This is a genomic window from Streptomyces lasiicapitis (assembly GCF_014646335.1).
Lineage (GTDB): Bacteria > Actinomycetota > Actinomycetes > Streptomycetales > Streptomycetaceae > Streptomyces > Streptomyces lasiicapitis.
The window spans coordinates 564,790-581,486 of sequence record NZ_BMNG01000003.1; the positions used below are offsets into that span (position 1 = coordinate 564,790).

Sequence of the window (16,697 nt, forward strand, 5' to 3'; positions counted from 1 at the left end):
CCGCCCGCGCCCTTCCGCCCGGACGCGCGGCTCGGGCACCATGAGGAGGGTGGACCGGCAACAGCACGCCAGGCTCGACGAGTTGACGCGCGACCCGTACCCGCTGTACGCCCGCGCCCGACGAGCCGAAGGGCTCACCTATGTGCCCGAGATGAGTGCCTGGCTGGTCGCCCGGGACGCCGACGTCCGTGAGGTGCTGCGCCGCCCGGACGTGTTCTCGTCGGCCAACGCGGTACGGCCGGACGTCGTCCCGTCGCCCGCCGCCCTCGCCGTCCTGGGCGAGGGCATCGCCGTCCGCCGGTCCGTCGTCATCACCGCGGACGGCCCGGCGCACCAGCGCATGCGCGCGCCGATCGTCCGCGGCCTCACCCCGGCACGCGTGAGCGCCGTGCTGCCGTACGTGGCGGAGCGGGCGACGGCGCTGGTCGACGCCCTCGCCGCGCCGGGGAACGGCCGGCGCGCGGACGTGATGGAGGCGTACGCGCTGCGCCTGCCGGGCGAGGTGATCGGGCACGTACTCGGCTTCGAACCGGCGGACGTGCCGCTGGTGGTGCGCTGCGGCCACAGCAACGAGCGGCTGATGTTCCGGCCGCTCCCGGAGGCGGAGCAGATCGAGGCGGCCCGCGACATGATCGCGCTGCAGCGGCTCCTCGACGGCTATGTACGCGACCGGTACGCCACCCCGCGCGACGACCTGTGCAGCGAGATCGTCACCTCGCTCGCCCCGGACGACGGCGGCGAGGACGCCGGGCCCGAACTCACCCTCGGCCAGCGCGGCGAACTCATCGCCCACCTGCAGAACTTCCTGCTCGCCGGCCACCTGACCACGACCGCCCTGATCGGCACCACCCTGCTGCACCTGCTGCGCCATCCCGCGCAGTGGAAGCTGGTGTGCGAGGAGCCGGAGCGGATCCCGGCCGCCATCGAGGAGGCGGCGCGCTACGACACCGCGCTCCAGGGCTTCCGCCGGGTCACCACCCGCGCCGTCACGCTCGCGGGCACCGAACTGCCCGCGGGCGCCGAGGTCCTCGTCGGCTTCGGCGCGGCGGGGCGGGACGAGGGGCGGTACGAGCGGCCGGACGTCTTCGACATCCTGCGTACGCCGGTCGCCCGGCACGTCGCGTTCGGCCTCGGCGCGCACGGCTGCCCCGGCGCGCAGCTCGCCCGCGAACAGCTCCGGATCACCCTGGAGCTGTTCACGCGCCGCTTCCCCGGGCTGCGGCTCGCGGGGGACGGGCCGCCGGTGCGGATGCGGCCGACGCTGATCCATCGGGCGCCGGAGGCGTTGTACGTGGAGTGGTGAGGCGGCCTGGGCGTCCGGCGGAGGGCCTGGCCTGTCGTTGCTTGCCGCTAGACCTTGCCCGCGTGTACCGGTGGCCCTTGCGCGCCTCTATCGGTAGACCTTGCCCGCCTCCGCCTTGCCCGGCGCGAGGAGCTGCGGCACCGTCACGAAGACGTACCCGCGCTTCTTGAGCTCGTCGATGATGCCGGGGACCGCGGGGACCGTGCCCTTGTAGATGTCGTGCAGCAGGATGATGCCGTCCCGGCTCGACTGCTCCAGGACGCGCTTCTCTATGAGCGCCGAGTCGTTCGTCGTGTAGTCCTTGGCCGTCACCGTCCACAGGATCTCGGCGAGCCCGAGGTCGCGGGAGATCTTGTTCACGGTGGCATTGGTGCGGCCCTGCGGCGGGCGCATCAGCGTCGGCTTCTTGCCTATGAGCTTCTCGATCGCCTTGTTGGGGCGCTCCAGCTCGGCGCGCGCCTCCTTCGGGTCGATCTTGGTCAGGATCTTGTGCGACCAGGTGTGGCTCGCGACCTCGTGGCCCTCGGCGTCCATCTGCTTGACCAGCTCGGGGTACTTCACGATGTGGTTCTTGCCGAGCGTGAAGAAGGTCGCGGGCACCTTCTTGTCCTTGAGGATCTTCAGCAGCCGCGGTGTGTTCTCGCTCGGCCCCGCGTCGAAGGTGAGCGCGATGCACTTGGCCTTGCGGCAGTCGACGGTGCCGAATTTGCCCTGCTGTGCGGCTTTCGCGTTCACCGCGTCCTTGCGGACGGTGCTGGGGGAGGTGGTGTCCAGCTGGGCACAGCCGGTGAGGGTCGCGGCGGCGGCGAGTGCGGTGATCCCGAGAAAGGCCGTGCGGGGGCGCAACCTGACCAGGGGGTTCCGCATCTTGGGTGTAGCGGGCTTGGGCATGCGGGAACTATACACCGAGTGTATAGCTGGGCTCGGGGGCGGGGTCGGGGAAGGCTCCGCGCGGCGGCGCACCTCAGCCCCCCGAACCCCGTCAGGAAACTCCCCCCACTTTGGAAATCACCCAATGAGGTGGTTTGCCGTTCCGTGGTGTCCCGCGTATTGCCCGGACCCGGGCGCGACGGTAGCCATGAACGGGCCGGAGGCCATCTGGGGCGTATCGGCTCAGGGCTGATCAAAAGAAAGGGGAGCGGCATGAGTGACAAACTCTCCGAACTTCTCTCCGGGTTGACGCCGTCCGATGTCGTGGTCGATCCCTTCGGGCGCATCGTGATCACGAATCCGGAAGTGGCGCGAGAGCTTCGGGAATTATCGGAAGGCGCGACCATGCTCGTGCCCAACCAGTCCTGCAACCATGGCTGCGGCGGCTGACCGGGCGACGGCATCGGCAGTGATTCGACGGTGATTCGGAGGTGATTTCCATGGGGGCGGGAATGGGAGAAGGGTCGGGTGCCGGCGGAGGATCGGTCCTCTATCGGGAGCGTGTCTACTCCCTGCGGAATGACGTACTCCATCTCATCCTGCTCCCTACCGAGCAGTGCAATTTCCGCTGTACGTACTGCTATGAGGACTTCTCGGTGGGCAAGATGCGGCCGGAGATCGTCCAGGGCGTGAAGGAGTTGATCGCGCACCGCCTCGGTGAGCTGAGGGTTCTCAACGTCTCCTGGTTCGGCGGTGAGCCGCTGCTTGCCGCAGACATCGTCGAGGACGTCTCCCGCTTCGTCGTGAACGCCGGCCACGGCGCACAGTTGCGGTACACCGGCGACGTGACGACCAACGGGTACCTGCTCGACACGGCGATGGTGGAGCGTCTCGCCGCGGTGGGAGTGACCTCGTACCAGGTCTCCCTGGACGGCCCGGAGCACCTGCACGACCAAACTCGGGTGCGCGCGGACGGCCGTGGTTCGTTCCGCAGGCTGTGGCGGAATCTGCTCGCGATCCGGCACGGGCGGGCGCCCGTCACGGTGACGCTCCGGGTGCACCTCACGCCGGCCAACCTGCCGGAGATGCCGGAATTCCTGACGCTGCTCAGGGACACGTTCCTGAGCGACCCCCGCTTCTCCGTGCACCTCAAGGCCGTCGAGCGCCTGGGCGGTCCGGACGACGGCACGATGGACGTGGTCGACAAGTCCACCCGGCCGCACACCCTCGCCGAACTCAAGACCTTCCTGCGCACGGACGGGCGCACGGCGACGACCCCGGACGCGCCGGTCTGCTACGCGGCCCGTCCGAACTCCCTGATGATCCGCGCCAACGGCAGGCTCGGCAAATGCACGGTGTCCCTGAACGACCCCGCCAACGACCTGGGCGAACTGCGCCCCGACGGCACCCTGCGCTTCCACGACGGACGCCTCGCGCCCTGGCTGCGGGGCTGGCAGAGCGGTGACGAGGACACCCTGGCGTGCCCCGCCGACGGGTTCACGCTCCGGGAGCCCGTGCTCCTGCAGATCTCGCCCGCACCGCGGAGGAACCGGTGACCCGCGTAGCCATGACGGACACGACGATCTCCGCGCTGCCCTCCCGTGAATTCCTGCGCCACCACGAAAGGCTGCTGCGGCCGCCACTGGATTCCTGGGCCCATGAGCTGTACGAGGAACTGGCCGGACTCGACGCGGCTTCGGCCGGCGAACCCTCCGTCATGGAATCCGTCTCTTCCATCATGAACAAGACCAGCTTCGTGATGGCCGCCGCCGGAGACATGGAGTGTGCGCGGTACATCTGTGAATGCCAGCTCCGCTGGGTGGCACGGCGCCATCACGCGTGTCTGGATGCGAGCATGCTCGGGCACGCTTTTCAGCCATGGATCAATGTGGGGCGGCTGCACGGTCTTATGGGTGATCTGAAGCGGGCGCTGCCCCACTTCACGCTCGGTGAGATGTCCGCCGGGGAGATGCGAGTGTCCCTCGGGCCCTGTCTGGTGCCCGAGAATTCCTGGCCCGCGATTTTCGAGGCCGCCCCGGAACTGCGTGACGTCCTGTGGAACGCGCAGACTCTTGAGACGATCAAGTGCTATCTCAAACTGAACGACTTCGTCGGCATGGAATTGGCCCTCGCGCGGCTGCGGGACACCGTGCCGGACACCTGGCACGCCTTCCTCACCGAGGGCCACATCCTGCGGCTCCTGCACCAGGGCCACGCGGACGAGGCCGTGGCGCGGGCCGCCGACGGGGACCCCACCTCCGCGTACGACGAAGCCGCCTTCCGCCTGCACGAGGCCACCGCGCTGGTGCTGCGCGGAGACACCGCCCAGGCCCGGCAGCGCTCGGTCGAGCTGGCCGTCTTCCTCACCCAGGTCCGGCCGAACCGCCCCAAGGACGCGCCCACCCTCCTACGCCAACTCCGTCAACTCGCCCGGCTGTTGGAGGCCGTCGGCGAGCCGCGCTACGCCCTCGCCGTCAGCATCCACGGACTCGACGTCTGCGAGACCCACGACGACCAGCCGCTGCGCCTGCGCTTCCTGGAGACCGCGCTGCGCCTCGCGGGCCCGGGGCACCCGCGGGCGGGCGCCTGGGGCCGCGCACGCCGCGCCCTCGCCGAGCGCAGCCTGTACCGGGAGATCCGCCGCGGCCCCGGCGCCCCCTTGGACGTACGGCGCCACCCGGCGTTCGCCCGCCTCATCCGGGCCGTGGAACTGGCGGCCGCGGTCAGACCCACCATGGGGCTCGGCACCACACTTCGGTGACCTCCGCAAAGCCTTCCTCTTTCTTACGTTCCTTTGCCGCTCCTCTGCCGAGCCTGTGAAACACGCCCGGCAATGTCGTCCTCGCACCTGAGAGACGAAGGAGTGGGGCATGACGTACAAGAGCTCGGTGAGGCGCGCGGGACTGGCCGTGAGCATGGTGGCGGTCCTCGCGGCCGCGCTGCCCACGGCGGCGGCAGCCGCGCCCGGACGGGGGCCCGCGACAGTCGGCGCCGCATCCGGCAGCGGCCCCGCCGCCCCGGCGTGGTGCTCGACCGTGACGGTCCCCGGGCACCGGGTCGACTGCGGCACGATGGACCGCCCGCTGGTCGCGGGCAAGCCGAAGCTCGGCAAGGTCAAGGTGAGTTACGCCGTCGTACGGCACAGCGCGCCCGGCCCCGCCAAGGGCACCGTCGCCGTCAACCCGGGCGGCCCCGGCGAGGTCGCCATCGACCAGGCGGAAGCCTTCGGCTACGCCCTGGGCGGCCTGCTGAAGGACCACGACCTGCTGCTCGTCGACCCGCGCGGCACCGGCCGCTCGCAGCGGATCCCGTGCGGCGTCACCGACGCCGAGTACCGCTTCGGCACCCGGCCCCAGCAGCGCGCCGCCGCCGAGCGGTGCGTGCGGAACCTCGGCCCCAAGGCGGCGGGTTACACGACCGCGGCCACCGCCGACGACATCGACGCCATCCGCGCCCGCCTCGGAGTGCGCCAACTCAGCCTCTACGGCCTTTCGTACGGCACCTACCTCATGCCGGTGTACGCCTCCCGCCACCCGGAGCACGTGCGCGACATCGTGCTGTCAGGGGCGTACCCCCACGAGTTCGACCCGCTGGTACGGCCCAGTGCCCAGGCCGTCTCCAAGTCCCTGCGCCGCATCTGCGAGCGCAGTGTCCCCGCCGCGTGCGACGGCAAGCAGGCCGTCAAGGACCTGGCCACCACGGCCGCACGGCTGCGGGAGCGGCCCATGAACGTACCCATCACCACCGAACACGCCGTCTACCAGGAGAAGTTCACCGAGGGCAAGCTCGCCAACCTGACGTACGAGGCGGCCAGCCGCGAAGTGGGCATGGCGCCGGACAAGCCCTCGCTGCTCGGGAACCTGCCCCACGCCCTGAACCGTTTCGTGAAGGGCGACCCCGCTCCGCTGCGGGCCCTCATCCAGGAAGAGGGGGCCTCGGGCAGCAAGGAGGATCAGGCGCCTTACATCGCCGTCGTCTGCAACGACTACCGCACGGCCTGGTCGAAGGACGCGCCGCGGTCCGAGCGGTGGCGCCAGTACCGCGCGGCGCTGAAGTCCGCCGCGCCCGGCGAGCACGGGGCGTTCAGCGCCAAGGGGTTCAACGAGGGACCCACGGACGGCGGTGACGTGTGCATCGGCTGGCCGCGTACCAGCACCCCCGACCCGAAGCCCGCGAAGCTGAAGCTGCCCGACGTCCCCGTCCTCGTGCTCTCCGGTGACCTCGACGCCAACACACCCGACGCGAACGGGAGGAAGGCGGCCCGGCAGTTCCGCGACAGCGAGTTCCACTCCGTACGCAACACCGGGCACGTGCCCGAGCTGGAGCAGAGCGGCTGCGTCGTCCGCGTCTCCACGCGTTTCCTCCGCACCGGGAACCCGGGCGACACGTCCTGCCTGCGCACGATCCGGCCGATCGCCGTGAAGCCCGTCCGCTGAAGCCCGTACGTGACTGACAGGCCAGTGCCGTGACCGCGTCCACCACCGACGAAGATGATCACATGACAGACGAAACGGGGCACCGCAGAACGGTGCTGGTCGCCGAGGATGATCCGGGTGTACGCAGCACCCTGGACCAGCTCCTGCGCTTCGAGGGCTACCGGGTGCTGCTCGCCGCGGACGGCCTGGAGGCCCTCGGGCTCCTCGAACGGGAGCGGCCCGACGTGGCGGTGGTGGACGTGGTCATGCCGGGCCTCGACGGCCTGGGCCTGTGCCGGATGCTGCGCAGGCGCGGCGACCGGCTGCCCCTCCTGGTACTGACGGCACGGCACGAGGTCGGCGACCGGGTCGCCGGCCTCGACGCGGGCGCCGACGACTACCTGGCCAAGCCGTTCGCGACCGAGGAGCTCTTCGCCCGCATACGCGCCCTGCTCCGGCGCACCGAACCGGCCGACGGCGAAGGGGACAGTGGCGTCCTCGCGGTGGGCGACCTCACGCTGGACCCCGAGGCGCGGCAGGCCTGCCGCGGCGGACGCCCGCTCGACCTCACGAAGACCGAGTTCGACGTACTGGAACTGCTGCTCCGCAACCCCGGTGTGGTGCTCACCCGCTCCCAGATGTACGAGCGCATCTGGGGCTTCGACTTCGACACCACATCGCGCTCCCTGGACGTCTACATCGGCTATCTCCGGCAGAAGACCGAAGAAGGCGGCGAGCCCCGGATCATCCACACCGTGCGCAGCGTCGGCTACACCGTCCGGGCCGCGTGATGCTCCGCGCCACCCTCACGCGCCCCGGCCGCGTACGGCTGCGTACCAAGGTCACCGCGGTCGTCGTCGCGGCCGCCGCGCTCGCCATGGCCCTGACGGCCGTCATGTCGTACCGGGGCGTCAGCGAACTGGTCGCCGACGAACTCGACCGGGGGCTCGACGACCGTACGAACACGGTCATCACCCTGCTCGACGCCGACCTGACCCCGCCGCCCCGCAAGGACATGACCGAACAGGTCCTGTCCGCAGGGGGGACCGTACGGCGGCTCACCCCCGGCGGCACGGAGCTGCCCGTCTCCGCAGCGGACCTGCGCGTGGCCAGGACGGGGCGGGGGGAGAGCCGCACGGACGTCGTCGTCTCCGGGACCGAGTACGGCGTCCTGACCCGGCCGCTGCCCGGCGGGGGAGCGGTCATGGTCGGGCAGAGCTACGAGGGCGCCGTGCGCGTCGACAACGCGTTCCTGTGGCGCGTCTCCTGGACCACCGCGGCCGCCGTCGGCCTCTCCGCGCTGCTGAGCTGGATCGTGCTCGGCCGGATCCTGCGGCCGGTCCGCCAACTCGTCCGTACCACCCGGCACATCACCACCACCCGGAACCTCTCCACCGCCCTTCCGCCCGCCGGATCCGACGAGATCGGCCAGCTCACCCGCAGCTTCGAGGCGATGCTCACGGCGCTGCGCCGCTCGCGCGCACAGCAGCAGCAACTCGTCCAGGACGCGAGCCACGAGCTGCGCACACCGCTGACCTCGGTGCGGGGCAGCGCCGAACTCCTGCAGCGGGCCCGCGGCAGGCTCGACCCCAAGGACGAGGGGCAGATCCTCACCACCCTCGTCAACGAGACGGCCGCTCTCGACGACCTCGTACGAGAACTCGTCGAGCTGGCCACCGACCGCTACACGGACGAGGAACCGGCCGCCGTCGACCTGGTGGCGCTCGCCGAGGACACCGCGCACCGCCACCGGACCCGGACGGGCCGCACGATCTCCGTCACCACGGACGGGCCCGTTCCGGTCCGGGCCAGGCCGCGGGCGGTGCAGCGCTGCGTCGACAACCTGCTCAGCAACGCCGTGAAGTTCAGCCCCGACGGCACCCCCGTCACCGTCCACATCGACGGCTCCCGGCTCTCCGTGCGCGACCGCGGTCCCGGCATCGAACCGGGCGAGCGCGACGCCGTCTTCGCCCGCTTCCACCGGGGCTCCCGCACCCAGGCCACGCCGGGCTCCGGGCTCGGTCTCGCGATCGTGCACGACATCGTCACGGCCGACGACGGAACCGTGTTCGCCACGGGTGCCGCGGGCGGCGGCGCGGAGGTCGGCTTCGTGCTCCCGCCCGACGCATAGGGGTTCGTGGGTGGGGTAGCGCTGTCCTCGGCAGGATTACGGACCATACTGGTCGGGCCCCGACCACCCACCAGAAGACTCCATGGCCAAAAACAGCAGCTCCCCGACCACCGCCCCCGACACCGCGTGGCTGGCGCGCGGGCGCCACCCCGGGCCCGAGCCCGAGCAGGACGTCCGGCGCAACCTGATCGCCCTCAAGGCGGCCGGGGTGCTCGACGACTTCCTGGACCTCGACCCCGTCGAGGCCGCCCGCGGCACCGTCCTGCACCCGCGCGACGAGTCCGCCGACCCCGGCCCCTCGGCCCGCCGCGTCTTCGAGGCCCGCTGGCACGCGGCCGACGACATCACGGTGCGCGCGCAGCTGACGACGTACGACCCCGAGGGCCGCCGCAAGGACGGCGAGGGCGTCACCTGGGTCCTCGCCGCCGAGGCCGAGCGGGCCTGGGACGCGCAGTGGCCCTCGCCCGCCACCATGTTCTGGCCCGACAGCGACATGGTCCCCTGGGACCACGACACCGTGCCGGGCGTGCGCCTGCGGTCGACGAACCACCTGCCGAAGGACGACGACGAACTGCGCCGCCTGCTGCGGGACTGCACCCGGCAGAGCTGGTTCGTCCACGTCGTGGTGCACGAGGCGATGACACCGGACGCGGCGGGGCAGCGGCCGGTCGCGGAGTTCCTGCCGCCGAGCCTGCGGCACCGGGTCGTCGAGCACCGGGGCACGCCGGAGCAGGCGCAGATCGCCGACTTCGCGATGAAGCGGGAGCTGAGCGTGCGGATGCCGCGCGGCGGCGCCGTCATCCTGCCCACGGAGCCGCGGGGCGCGGAGTACGACGCGGAGCGCTTCACCGTACGCAGCGTCTTCCTGGACGGCACGGAACCGGCCGAACTCCTCGACCGCATCAAGGAGTTCGCCGCGCTGCCGCGCCCGCTGCCGGAGGAGGCGGAGCGGGCCCTGACGCGGCTGCGCCAGGGCTGGCACCTGCTCACCCCCGACGAGGAGCTGTCCCACGCCCAGGGCATGGTCACCAAGTACGCCGAGGCGCTCGACGCCATGACGAAGTCCCGTGACCTGTACCGCGAGGCGGCCGAGGCGGCGCGGGCCGCGCTCGCCGAGGTGACCGGCGGGGACGGGGCGCCCCGCTCGGCGGCGCCGGGGTCGGGCTCGGACAAGGGGGAGGGCTCCCCGCTGAAGGCGTTCACGAAGGCGTTCGGGCGCTTCAGGGACCCCAACAAGTAGGGCGGCTACCTCACGAAGACGTCGGTCGGATCGTCCCGCTCGGCCATGGGCTCGCTCCGTGGTCTGCGGGCGCGGTAGGCGGTCCGGTACGCGGCGGGGGAGGAGCCGAGCTGGCTGCGGAAGTGTCCGCGCAGCGCGACCGGTGAGGTGAAGCCGCAGCGGCCCGCGATCTCGTCCACCGAGTACTCCGACGTCTCCAGGAGGCGCTGGGCCTGCAGCACCCGCTGGGTGATCAGCCACTGCAGCGGTGGGCTGCCGGTGAGCGAGCGGAACCTGCGGTCGAAGGTGCGCCTGCTCATGTAGGCCCGCGCGGCCAGCGTCTCCACGTCGAACTGCTGGTGCAGATGCGCCAGCGCCCAGGCGACCACCTCGGCCAGTGGATCGGCGCCGATCTCCTCGGGCAGCGACTGGCCCAGGTACCGCTCCTGCCCGCCCGGCCTTTGCGGCGGCACGACGAGCCTGCGGGCGATGGCGCCCGCGGCCTCACTGCCGTGGTCGGTGCGCACGATGTGCAGGCACAGGTCGATGTCCGCGGCGGTGCCCGCGGATGTCAGTACGTCCCCGTCGTCCACGAAGAGTTCGCGTGGCGCGACGTGTACCGAGGGATGGCGGTTGGCCAGCGTGGGCGCGTACATCCAGTGTGTCGTGGCGGGCCTGCCGTCGAGCAGTCCGGCGGCGGCCAGGGCGAAGGCGCCGGTGCACAGGCCGACGACGCGGGCGCCCTCCTCGTGTGCGTGGCGCAGCGCGTCGAGGGCGTCCTCCGGTGGGGGCGAGGTGATCGACCGCCAGGCCGGCACGATCACGGTGCCCGCCCGCGCGAGGGCCTCCAGGCCGTGGGGCGCGGTGAGTTCGATCGCTCCCGTCGACCGCAGCGGGCCCTTCTCTCCGGCGCAGACCAGCAGGCGGTACCGGGGGACCCCGGCGTCCTGGCGGTCGACTCCGAACACGGAGAGCGGAATCGAGCTCTCGAAGATCGGCCCGCCGCTGAACAGCAGCACGGCGACGACGTCCTTGCGCCGCATCGCTCGCCTCCCTCATCACCACGTCGAGCCGCCCGTGGGCCTGACGCACAAGGTTACGTACCGTGCCGGGGCCGTGGCGGGGCCGGGGTCGGGGCGTGGCAGGGGCGCGGCGGGGGCGTGACAGGTCGGTGTCAGGGACGGGCGCGACCTTAGAGGCGTACCAAGTTCGGCCGGGCCAAGAACGGCTCGGCGGGACCGCCTTTCCATCCCGTACCAATGCAGCTTCTTGAGGAGCAGACATCATCATGGCTATCACCCTTAACAACCAGGACAAGCTCACCCTTCAGACCGCCGCCCACGGCGCCGTGTACCTGATGGCTTACGCCGCCGTCGCCCACTCGCCCCACCGGGCCGCCACCAACGGCAGCTTCGCCCTGTATTCGGCTACCGGCCAGGTCGGTCACGTGCTTGCCGAGAAGCCCAAGGGCATGAAGCTCAACGGCAAGTCCACGGCGGAGATCGCCGACGAGGTGCTGCCCGCGCTCACGGCCGCCATGGAGTTGCTGAAGAAGCAGGACCTCGCCGAGGCCGACAACTTCCGCAGCACCGTCGCCGTCGCCGTCGAGGCCGCCGCCCAGACCCGCAACGCCCAGCCCAGCCCCGCCCTCGCGGAGATGGCCCGCAAGATCACTCAGGCCGTCGACGCCGCCTGATGCGGGTTCCGGAGACCGGACAGAGCCGGCGCTCTGTCCGGTCTCGGCCGTGTGACCGGCATCTCATGGATCGCCGTCAATTGCCATGACCAGTAGGCATACAGAGGCTGCATAAGAGATGCAGAAGACCGGCTTGCGGGAGAAATTCCCCCTGTATGTAATTCCTGCGTCTACAAGTCATGTGCGATCAAGGGCACATGCTGCACGCAAGGTGGGGGAATGCGCGAGAATCACTCGAAGGCACATGACGGTCGAGGGAAATTCATTCCGCTCCTCGCGCTCGGCACGTTCGCGCTCGGCGTGGACGCCTATGTGATGGCCGGACTGCTGCCCCACGTCTCGGAGGACCTGCACGTCTCGGCGTCGTCGGCCGGACAGATGGTCACCGTCTTCACGCTCTGCTACGCACTGGGCGGGCCAATTTTCGCCACGCTGCTGGCCAAGCGGTCGGCGAAGGTGGTGCTCGGTGTGGCGCTGCTGGTCTTCACGGTCGGCAACGCGCTCACCGCCCTCGCGCCCACGCTGTGGGTCCTGTTGGTCTCCCGCGCGGTGGCAGGCGTCGGCGCCGGTGTGTACTCACCCATCGCCGCCGCCACGGCAGCGGGCCTCACCACTCCGGAGCGGCGCGGCCGCGCGCTCGCCACCGTCATGGGCGGACTGAGCATCGGCACCGTCATCGGCGTCCCCGTCGGCATGCTCCTCGCCTCGCACATCGGGTGGCGCGGCACGCTGTGGCTGATCACCGCCCTCGGCGTGGTCGCCCTGGTCGGCATCGTGCGGCTGCCGAAGATCGAGGTGAGTCCGCCGCCTCCGCTGGGGCGGCGGGTGCGCGCCCTCGCCGGTGGCCGGATCGCGGGCATCGTCACCGTCTCGCTGCTGGGCGGCATCGCCAGCCTCGGTCTGTACACCTACCTCGCCGAGTTCCTCGTCGACGCCGCGCACACCGATCAGACGGTCTGGGCCATGTGGGCCTGGGGCGCGGGAGGCATCGTCGGCAGCCTCCTCATCGGGCCCGTCGTGGACCGGACCCGGCGTCCCTTCACCGCGGTCACCTGCGTCCTGGTGCTCATCGTGGCCAGCCAGTTGGTCCTGCCCGCCGCCGCGCACGCCGCCGCGGCCTGGGCGGTCGTCCCGCTCGTGATCTGGGGCGCGGCCGGATGGGCCGTACAGGTGCCGCAGCAGCACCAGCTCATCGCGGCCCAGCCGGAGCAGCCCACCATCGCCGTCTCGCTCAACAGCTCCGCCGTCTACCTCGGCAGCGGTATCGGGTCCGCGCTCGGCGGCGTCGTCCTGGGCCTGGGCGCCACCCCGGCCGCGCTGCCGTACTACACGGGCGCGCTCACGGTGGTCGCCCTCGTGCTGCACCTGACCGTGGTGCGCGGAGCCGTCAGGCGAGGGGCGGACGCCACCACATCGGAGGGCGCCGTCACCACGGAGCCCACCGCCACAACCCCCTGACCTGGGAAGACAGCCACCGCTGACTAGAATTGGCCCCCATGGACATCGGTTTGCAGCATCTGCGGTGCTTTCTCACCCTGGCCGAGGAACAGCACTTCACCTGGGCCGCCGACCGTCTCGGCATCTCCCAGCCCACCCTCAGCCGGCACATCCAGCGTCTGGAGGGCGTGCTCGGCCAGGCACTGGTGGACCGCAGCACCCGCCACCCCCGCCTCACCGCGGAGGGGCACCGCCTGCGAGCCGAGCTCCAAGTCCTGCTGCCCCGACTGGAATCCGCGCTCCGGCCCGCCGAGCCGCAGTCCACGCTGCGCCTCGGCTACGCCTGGGGCTTCCCCCTCCGGCGCGGCCGCCAGGCCCTTGCCACGCTGGAGGAGCGGCACCTCGTCCCCGTACGGACCGTGCGCAGGGACGACCGCACCGCCGGACTGCGCGACGGCGCCGTCGACGCGGCCCTGCTCTGGGGGACCGTCAGCGATCCGCGCCTGATCACCACCGAGATCCTGCGCGAGCCGCGCATCGCGGCGATCTCCCGGAGATCCACCCTCGCCGTGCGCGACCGCGTCACCTGGCGCGACCTCGGGCACCGCTGTCTCGTCGTCAACACCGTCAGCGGCACGCTCTCCCCGCGGGACTGGCCGGCCGGGGCCGCCCCCGAGATCGGCGCGGAGACCTCCAACATCGAGGAGTACCTCCACGCCGTCGCCGCCCGCCGCGGTGTCGGCGTGCTCCCGGTGTCGGTGGCCGAGCAGCACCCGGACCCGGACATCCTGTACGTCCCGCTCACCGGCGCCCCGCCCGCCGTCCTCACCTACGCCCACCCCCGCGCCGCCCCCCACCCCCACGCCGCGACCCTGGGCCGGGTCCTCCGCCAGGACCGGACCGGCGAGGGACCGGCCTTGCCGTGCCACCCGGGTGCCCGAGTAGGGTCGGTGGCTGCGTGACGGCCGACGGCCGCACACCGGTCCTGTGGCCCTGATGAGGGCGGATGCGTACGTGGCCTTCCCGGCCCCACCCGGGAAGGGCGCGGCACATGCGCGCGTACGGGAACTCCGTACGCGCCGGGCACCGGGATGCGGTTCCTGACGTCTCACGGGCAGCACGGCGGACCCCCGGGCCCGCACCCCCCACATACAAAGAGCCGCGCGTGCGCGGCCGCAGATCAGGAGCACCAGTGCAGGGCACCCCCCACATAGCCAGCACACCGCACGACGGGCGATGGTCGCCCGTACCCCCTGCCCGCGGGGAGCAGCACCCGGCGCGGCGACCTCGGGCCGCCGAGCCCCGACTGCCCGTCTTCATCGACGAGTCGGGCCTGCGCAGGCGGACGCTGCAAGGCGTGGCGCTGCTCGTGGGCTGTGCCTGCGTCGGGTATCTGCTGTTCGTCGGCGCGGTGGTCAGCGGACTCCGGGAGCCCGTCGGCACGCGTCCGCCGAGTACGAACGGTCCCGCGCCTGCCGACCGCCCGGACACCGACAGATCCGCCCCGTCGGCCGGAGGCCCGAGGCAGTGAGCCCGCGCGCCGCTGTCCGCCGCCCGCCGCGCGGACACTGGCTCGTCCTCCTGCTCGTTCTCCTCGTGGTCGCCGTCGCCCTCCTCTTCGAGGGCTGGACGACCCACCAGGTCGACGCCGCGCGCACCAAGCCGCCGTGCACCCGGCCGATCCCGCGCGAGGCGGACGACGGCAAGCCGCTGCTGACGTTCGGCCCGAAGGGCGTCGCCACCGCGGGCATGCCGCCGGGGACCGCCGCGCTCACCTTCGACGGCGGGCCCGACCCGGTGTGGACGCCGCGCCTGCTCGACCTGCTGCGCAGGCACCACGCGCGGGCGACCTTCTTCGTCTACGGGAAGGACGCGGCCCGGCACCCGGAGCTGACGCGGCGGATCCTGCACGAGGGCCACGAGATCGGCTCGTACACGTACAGCGGAGGCGACTTCGGCGTCGCGTCGCCGCTGCGCGCGAAGCTGGAACTGTCGCTCACCCAGAGCGCCCTCGCGGGTGCGGCGGGCGTCAACACGACGCTGCTCCGGCTGCCGCACACCACGGCCGCCGACACGCTCTGCGGCCCCCAGTGGCCGGCCGCGAAGCGCGCGGCGGAGCAGGGGTACCTGGTCGTCGCCTCCGACCGCAAGGCCCGCAAGCCGTGGCGCGGAGTGGTCACGCAGCACAGCCAGACCGACCTGGGCTACCACGAAGCGGAGGATCTGCTGCGGGACCGCAGGGTGAAGCGGTTCACCACCGTCAGCGGCGGGCTCGGCCGCCCCTCCTTCGTCGCACAGGTCCCCCTCGCCCAGGAGATCAAGGGCGAGGGCCTGATCTGGACGCAGCGGCTCGGGCGCACCTTCCTCACCGTGATGGTGTGGACGCTGACCCTCGCGGGCGTCCTCGGCGTCCTGCGGATGCTCCTGTTCGCGCTGTTCGCCCGGCTCCACGTGCGCAGGTTGCGCCGCTACCGGCCCGGCGCGCCACGCCTTCGCGAGGTGCGGGACCCGGTCACGGTCCTGGTGCCCGCGTACAACGAAGAGGCGGGCATCGCCGCCACCGTCTACTCACTGCTCGCCTCCACCCACCCGCACTTCCAGGTCATCGTCATCGACGACGGCTCGACCGACGCCACCGCCGACATCGCCGAGTCCGTCGCCGACGCCGACCCGCGGGTGACGGTGATCCGGCAGCCCAACGGCGGCAAGCCGAGCGCCCTCAACACCGGTCTGGCGCACGCCCGTTACGACATCGTCGTGATGGTCGACGCGGACACCATCTTCGAACCCGAGGCGCTCGCCCGCCTCGTCCAGCCGCTTGCCCACCCGGCCGTCGGCGCGGTCAGCGGCAACACCAAGGTCGGCAACCGGCGCAGCCTGATGGGCAAATGGCAGCACCTGGAGTACGTGCTCGGCTTCAACCTCGACCGGCGGATGTTCGAGGTCCTGGAGTGCATGCCGACGGTGCCGGGGGCGATCGGCGCCTTCCGCAGGGACGCGCTGATGGGCGTCGGCGGCGTCAGCGACGAGACCCTCGCCGAGGACACCGACCTCACGATGGCGCTCTGGCGGGCCGGCTGGCGCGTCGTCTACGAGGAGTCGGCGGTCGCCTGGACCGAAGTGCCCAGCACCGTGCGGCAGTTGTGGCGGCAGCGCTACCGCTGGTGCTACGGCACCCTCCAGGCGATGTGGAAGCACCGGCGGGCGGTGGTGGAGGTCGGCCCCGCCGGACGCTTCGGCCGTCGTGTGCTGCTCTACGTCACGCTGTTCCAGATCGTGCTGCCGCTGTGCGCACCGGTCGTCGACATGTTCGCCCTGTTCGGGGCGCTGTTCCGGGATCCGGTGGAGGCGGCCCTCGTCTGGTTCGGGTTCCTGTCCGTCCAGTTGGTCACCGCCGCGTACGCGCTGCGGCTCGACCGTGAACGGCTGCGCGTGCTGTGGGTGCTTCCGCTCCAGCAGTTCGTCTACCGGCAGTTGATGTACCTGGTGGTCATCCACTCCGTGACGACGGCGCTGCTCGGCACCCGGCTGAAGTGGCACAGCATGAAGCGCACCGGGACCGCCGATCCGTATCTGCTGGAAGCGCCGCCCGAAGAGGCGCGGCAGAGCCTGCAAGGGAGTTGACC

The 16,697-nt window shown here is 71.6% G+C and carries 15 protein-coding genes; 13 read left to right on the forward strand and 2 right to left on the reverse strand.

Translation table 11 applies throughout. The features are described from left to right. Positions 1-49 precede the first annotated feature (49 nt). Entirely contained in the window at positions 50-1,303 is a 1,254-nt protein-coding gene (locus tag IEY91_RS07985; protein WP_189173377.1) for a cytochrome P450, read from the forward strand. Between the two features lie 87 nt (positions 1,304-1,390). Here IEY91_RS07985 and IEY91_RS07990 read toward each other — a convergent pair whose 3' ends face one another. Beyond that, complete coding sequence (locus tag IEY91_RS07990) at positions 1,391-2,194, reverse strand: polysaccharide deacetylase family protein (RefSeq protein WP_373287903.1); 804 nt, start codon at positions 2,192-2,194, stop codon at positions 1,391-1,393. A 252-nt stretch (positions 2,195-2,446) separates the two neighbouring features. On the opposite strand from IEY91_RS07990, the gene IEY91_RS07995 reads away from it, so the two are divergent. The 7 genes from IEY91_RS07995 (at position 2,447) to IEY91_RS08025 (ending at position 9,959) form a co-directional block, all read left to right on the forward strand. Beyond that, entirely contained in the window at positions 2,447-2,623 is a 177-nt protein-coding gene (locus IEY91_RS07995; protein WP_164319157.1) for a hypothetical protein, read from the forward strand. A 62-nt stretch (positions 2,624-2,685) separates the two neighbouring features. Next, complete coding sequence (locus IEY91_RS08000; RefSeq protein ID WP_189173378.1) at positions 2,686-3,729, forward strand: radical SAM protein; 1,044 nt, start codon at positions 2,686-2,688, stop codon at positions 3,727-3,729. 11 nt (positions 3,730-3,740) lie between these two features. Then, positions 3,741-4,934 (forward strand): hypothetical protein, encoded by a 1,194-nt coding sequence (locus IEY91_RS08005; protein ID WP_164319151.1) that lies wholly within the window; start codon positions 3,741-3,743, stop codon positions 4,932-4,934. A gap of 109 nt (positions 4,935-5,043) precedes the next feature. Further along, positions 5,044-6,609: an alpha/beta fold hydrolase gene (locus IEY91_RS08010; protein WP_229696783.1), complete on the forward strand. Its 1,566-nt coding sequence runs from the start codon at positions 5,044-5,046 to the stop codon at positions 6,607-6,609. A gap of 62 nt (positions 6,610-6,671) precedes the next feature. Continuing rightward, the gene (locus IEY91_RS08015) at positions 6,672-7,379 is read left to right on the forward strand and encodes a response regulator transcription factor (protein ID WP_189173379.1); all 708 of its coding nucleotides are present in this window, start codon (positions 6,672-6,674) and stop codon (positions 7,377-7,379) included. After that, the gene (locus IEY91_RS08020; protein WP_229696804.1) at positions 7,379-8,719 is read left to right on the forward strand and encodes a HAMP domain-containing sensor histidine kinase; all 1,341 of its coding nucleotides are present in this window, start codon (positions 7,379-7,381) and stop codon (positions 8,717-8,719) included. The genes IEY91_RS08015 and IEY91_RS08020 overlap by 1 nt, the downstream gene beginning before the upstream one ends. 82 nt (positions 8,720-8,801) lie before the next feature. After that, positions 8,802-9,959 (forward strand): hypothetical protein, encoded by a 1,158-nt coding sequence (locus IEY91_RS08025; protein WP_189173381.1) that lies wholly within the window; start codon positions 8,802-8,804, stop codon positions 9,957-9,959. 5 nt (positions 9,960-9,964) lie between these two features. Here IEY91_RS08025 and IEY91_RS08030 read toward each other — a convergent pair whose 3' ends face one another. Then, positions 9,965-10,981, reverse strand: coding sequence for a helix-turn-helix domain-containing protein (locus IEY91_RS08030; RefSeq protein WP_189173382.1), 1,017 nt, complete (start codon positions 10,979-10,981; stop codon positions 9,965-9,967). A 245-nt stretch (positions 10,982-11,226) separates the two neighbouring features. Here IEY91_RS08030 and IEY91_RS08035 point away from each other — a divergent pair, with 245 nt between their 5' ends. From IEY91_RS08035 to IEY91_RS08055, 5 genes are all read left to right on the forward strand, one after another. Continuing rightward, a complete protein-coding gene (locus IEY91_RS08035) occupies positions 11,227-11,634 on the forward strand; it encodes a hypothetical protein (protein WP_189173383.1) in 408 nt (135 codons plus the stop codon). Between the two features lie 219 nt (positions 11,635-11,853). Beyond that, positions 11,854-13,092 (forward strand): MFS transporter, encoded by a 1,239-nt coding sequence (locus IEY91_RS08040; RefSeq protein WP_189173384.1) that lies wholly within the window; start codon positions 11,854-11,856, stop codon positions 13,090-13,092. 38 nt (positions 13,093-13,130) lie between these two features. After that, entirely contained in the window at positions 13,131-14,033 is a 903-nt protein-coding gene (locus tag IEY91_RS08045; protein WP_189173385.1) for a LysR family transcriptional regulator, read from the forward strand. A gap of 230 nt (positions 14,034-14,263) precedes the next feature. Beyond that, positions 14,264-14,602: a hypothetical protein gene (locus IEY91_RS08050; RefSeq protein ID WP_164319132.1), complete on the forward strand. Its 339-nt coding sequence runs from the start codon at positions 14,264-14,266 to the stop codon at positions 14,600-14,602. After that, complete coding sequence (locus IEY91_RS08055; protein ID WP_189173386.1) at positions 14,599-16,695, forward strand: bifunctional polysaccharide deacetylase/glycosyltransferase family 2 protein; 2,097 nt, start codon at positions 14,599-14,601, stop codon at positions 16,693-16,695. The genes IEY91_RS08050 and IEY91_RS08055 overlap by 4 nt, the downstream gene beginning before the upstream one ends. The last annotated feature ends 2 nt before the right edge of the window (positions 16,696-16,697 follow it).

What these genes read in the sequence shown, in the direction of transcription:
- IEY91_RS07990 (WP_373287903.1), bottom strand. Translation starts at nt 2,194, where the DNA reads ATGCCCAAGCCCGCTACACCCAAGATGCGGAACCCCCTGGTCAGGTTG.
- IEY91_RS07995 (WP_164319157.1), top strand. Translation starts at nt 2,447, where the DNA reads ATGAGTGACAAACTCTCCGAACTTCTCTCCGGGTTGACGCCGTCCGAT.
- IEY91_RS08000 (WP_189173378.1), top strand. Translation starts at nt 2,686, where the DNA reads ATGGGAGAAGGGTCGGGTGCCGGCGGAGGATCGGTCCTCTATCGGGAG.
- IEY91_RS08005 (WP_164319151.1), top strand. Translation starts at nt 3,741, where the DNA reads ATGACGGACACGACGATCTCCGCGCTGCCCTCCCGTGAATTCCTGCGC.
- IEY91_RS08010 (WP_229696783.1), top strand. Translation starts at nt 5,044, where the DNA reads ATGACGTACAAGAGCTCGGTGAGGCGCGCGGGACTGGCCGTGAGCATG.
- IEY91_RS08015 (WP_189173379.1), top strand. Translation starts at nt 6,672, where the DNA reads ATGACAGACGAAACGGGGCACCGCAGAACGGTGCTGGTCGCCGAGGAT.
- IEY91_RS08020 (WP_229696804.1), top strand. Translation starts at nt 7,379, where the DNA reads ATGCTCCGCGCCACCCTCACGCGCCCCGGCCGCGTACGGCTGCGTACC.
- IEY91_RS08025 (WP_189173381.1), top strand. Translation starts at nt 8,802, where the DNA reads ATGGCCAAAAACAGCAGCTCCCCGACCACCGCCCCCGACACCGCGTGG.
- IEY91_RS08030 (WP_189173382.1), bottom strand. Translation starts at nt 10,981, where the DNA reads ATGCGGCGCAAGGACGTCGTCGCCGTGCTGCTGTTCAGCGGCGGGCCG.
- IEY91_RS08035 (WP_189173383.1), top strand. Translation starts at nt 11,227, where the DNA reads ATGGCTATCACCCTTAACAACCAGGACAAGCTCACCCTTCAGACCGCC.
- IEY91_RS08040 (WP_189173384.1), top strand. Translation starts at nt 11,854, where the DNA reads ATGCGCGAGAATCACTCGAAGGCACATGACGGTCGAGGGAAATTCATT.
- IEY91_RS08045 (WP_189173385.1), top strand. Translation starts at nt 13,131, where the DNA reads ATGGACATCGGTTTGCAGCATCTGCGGTGCTTTCTCACCCTGGCCGAG.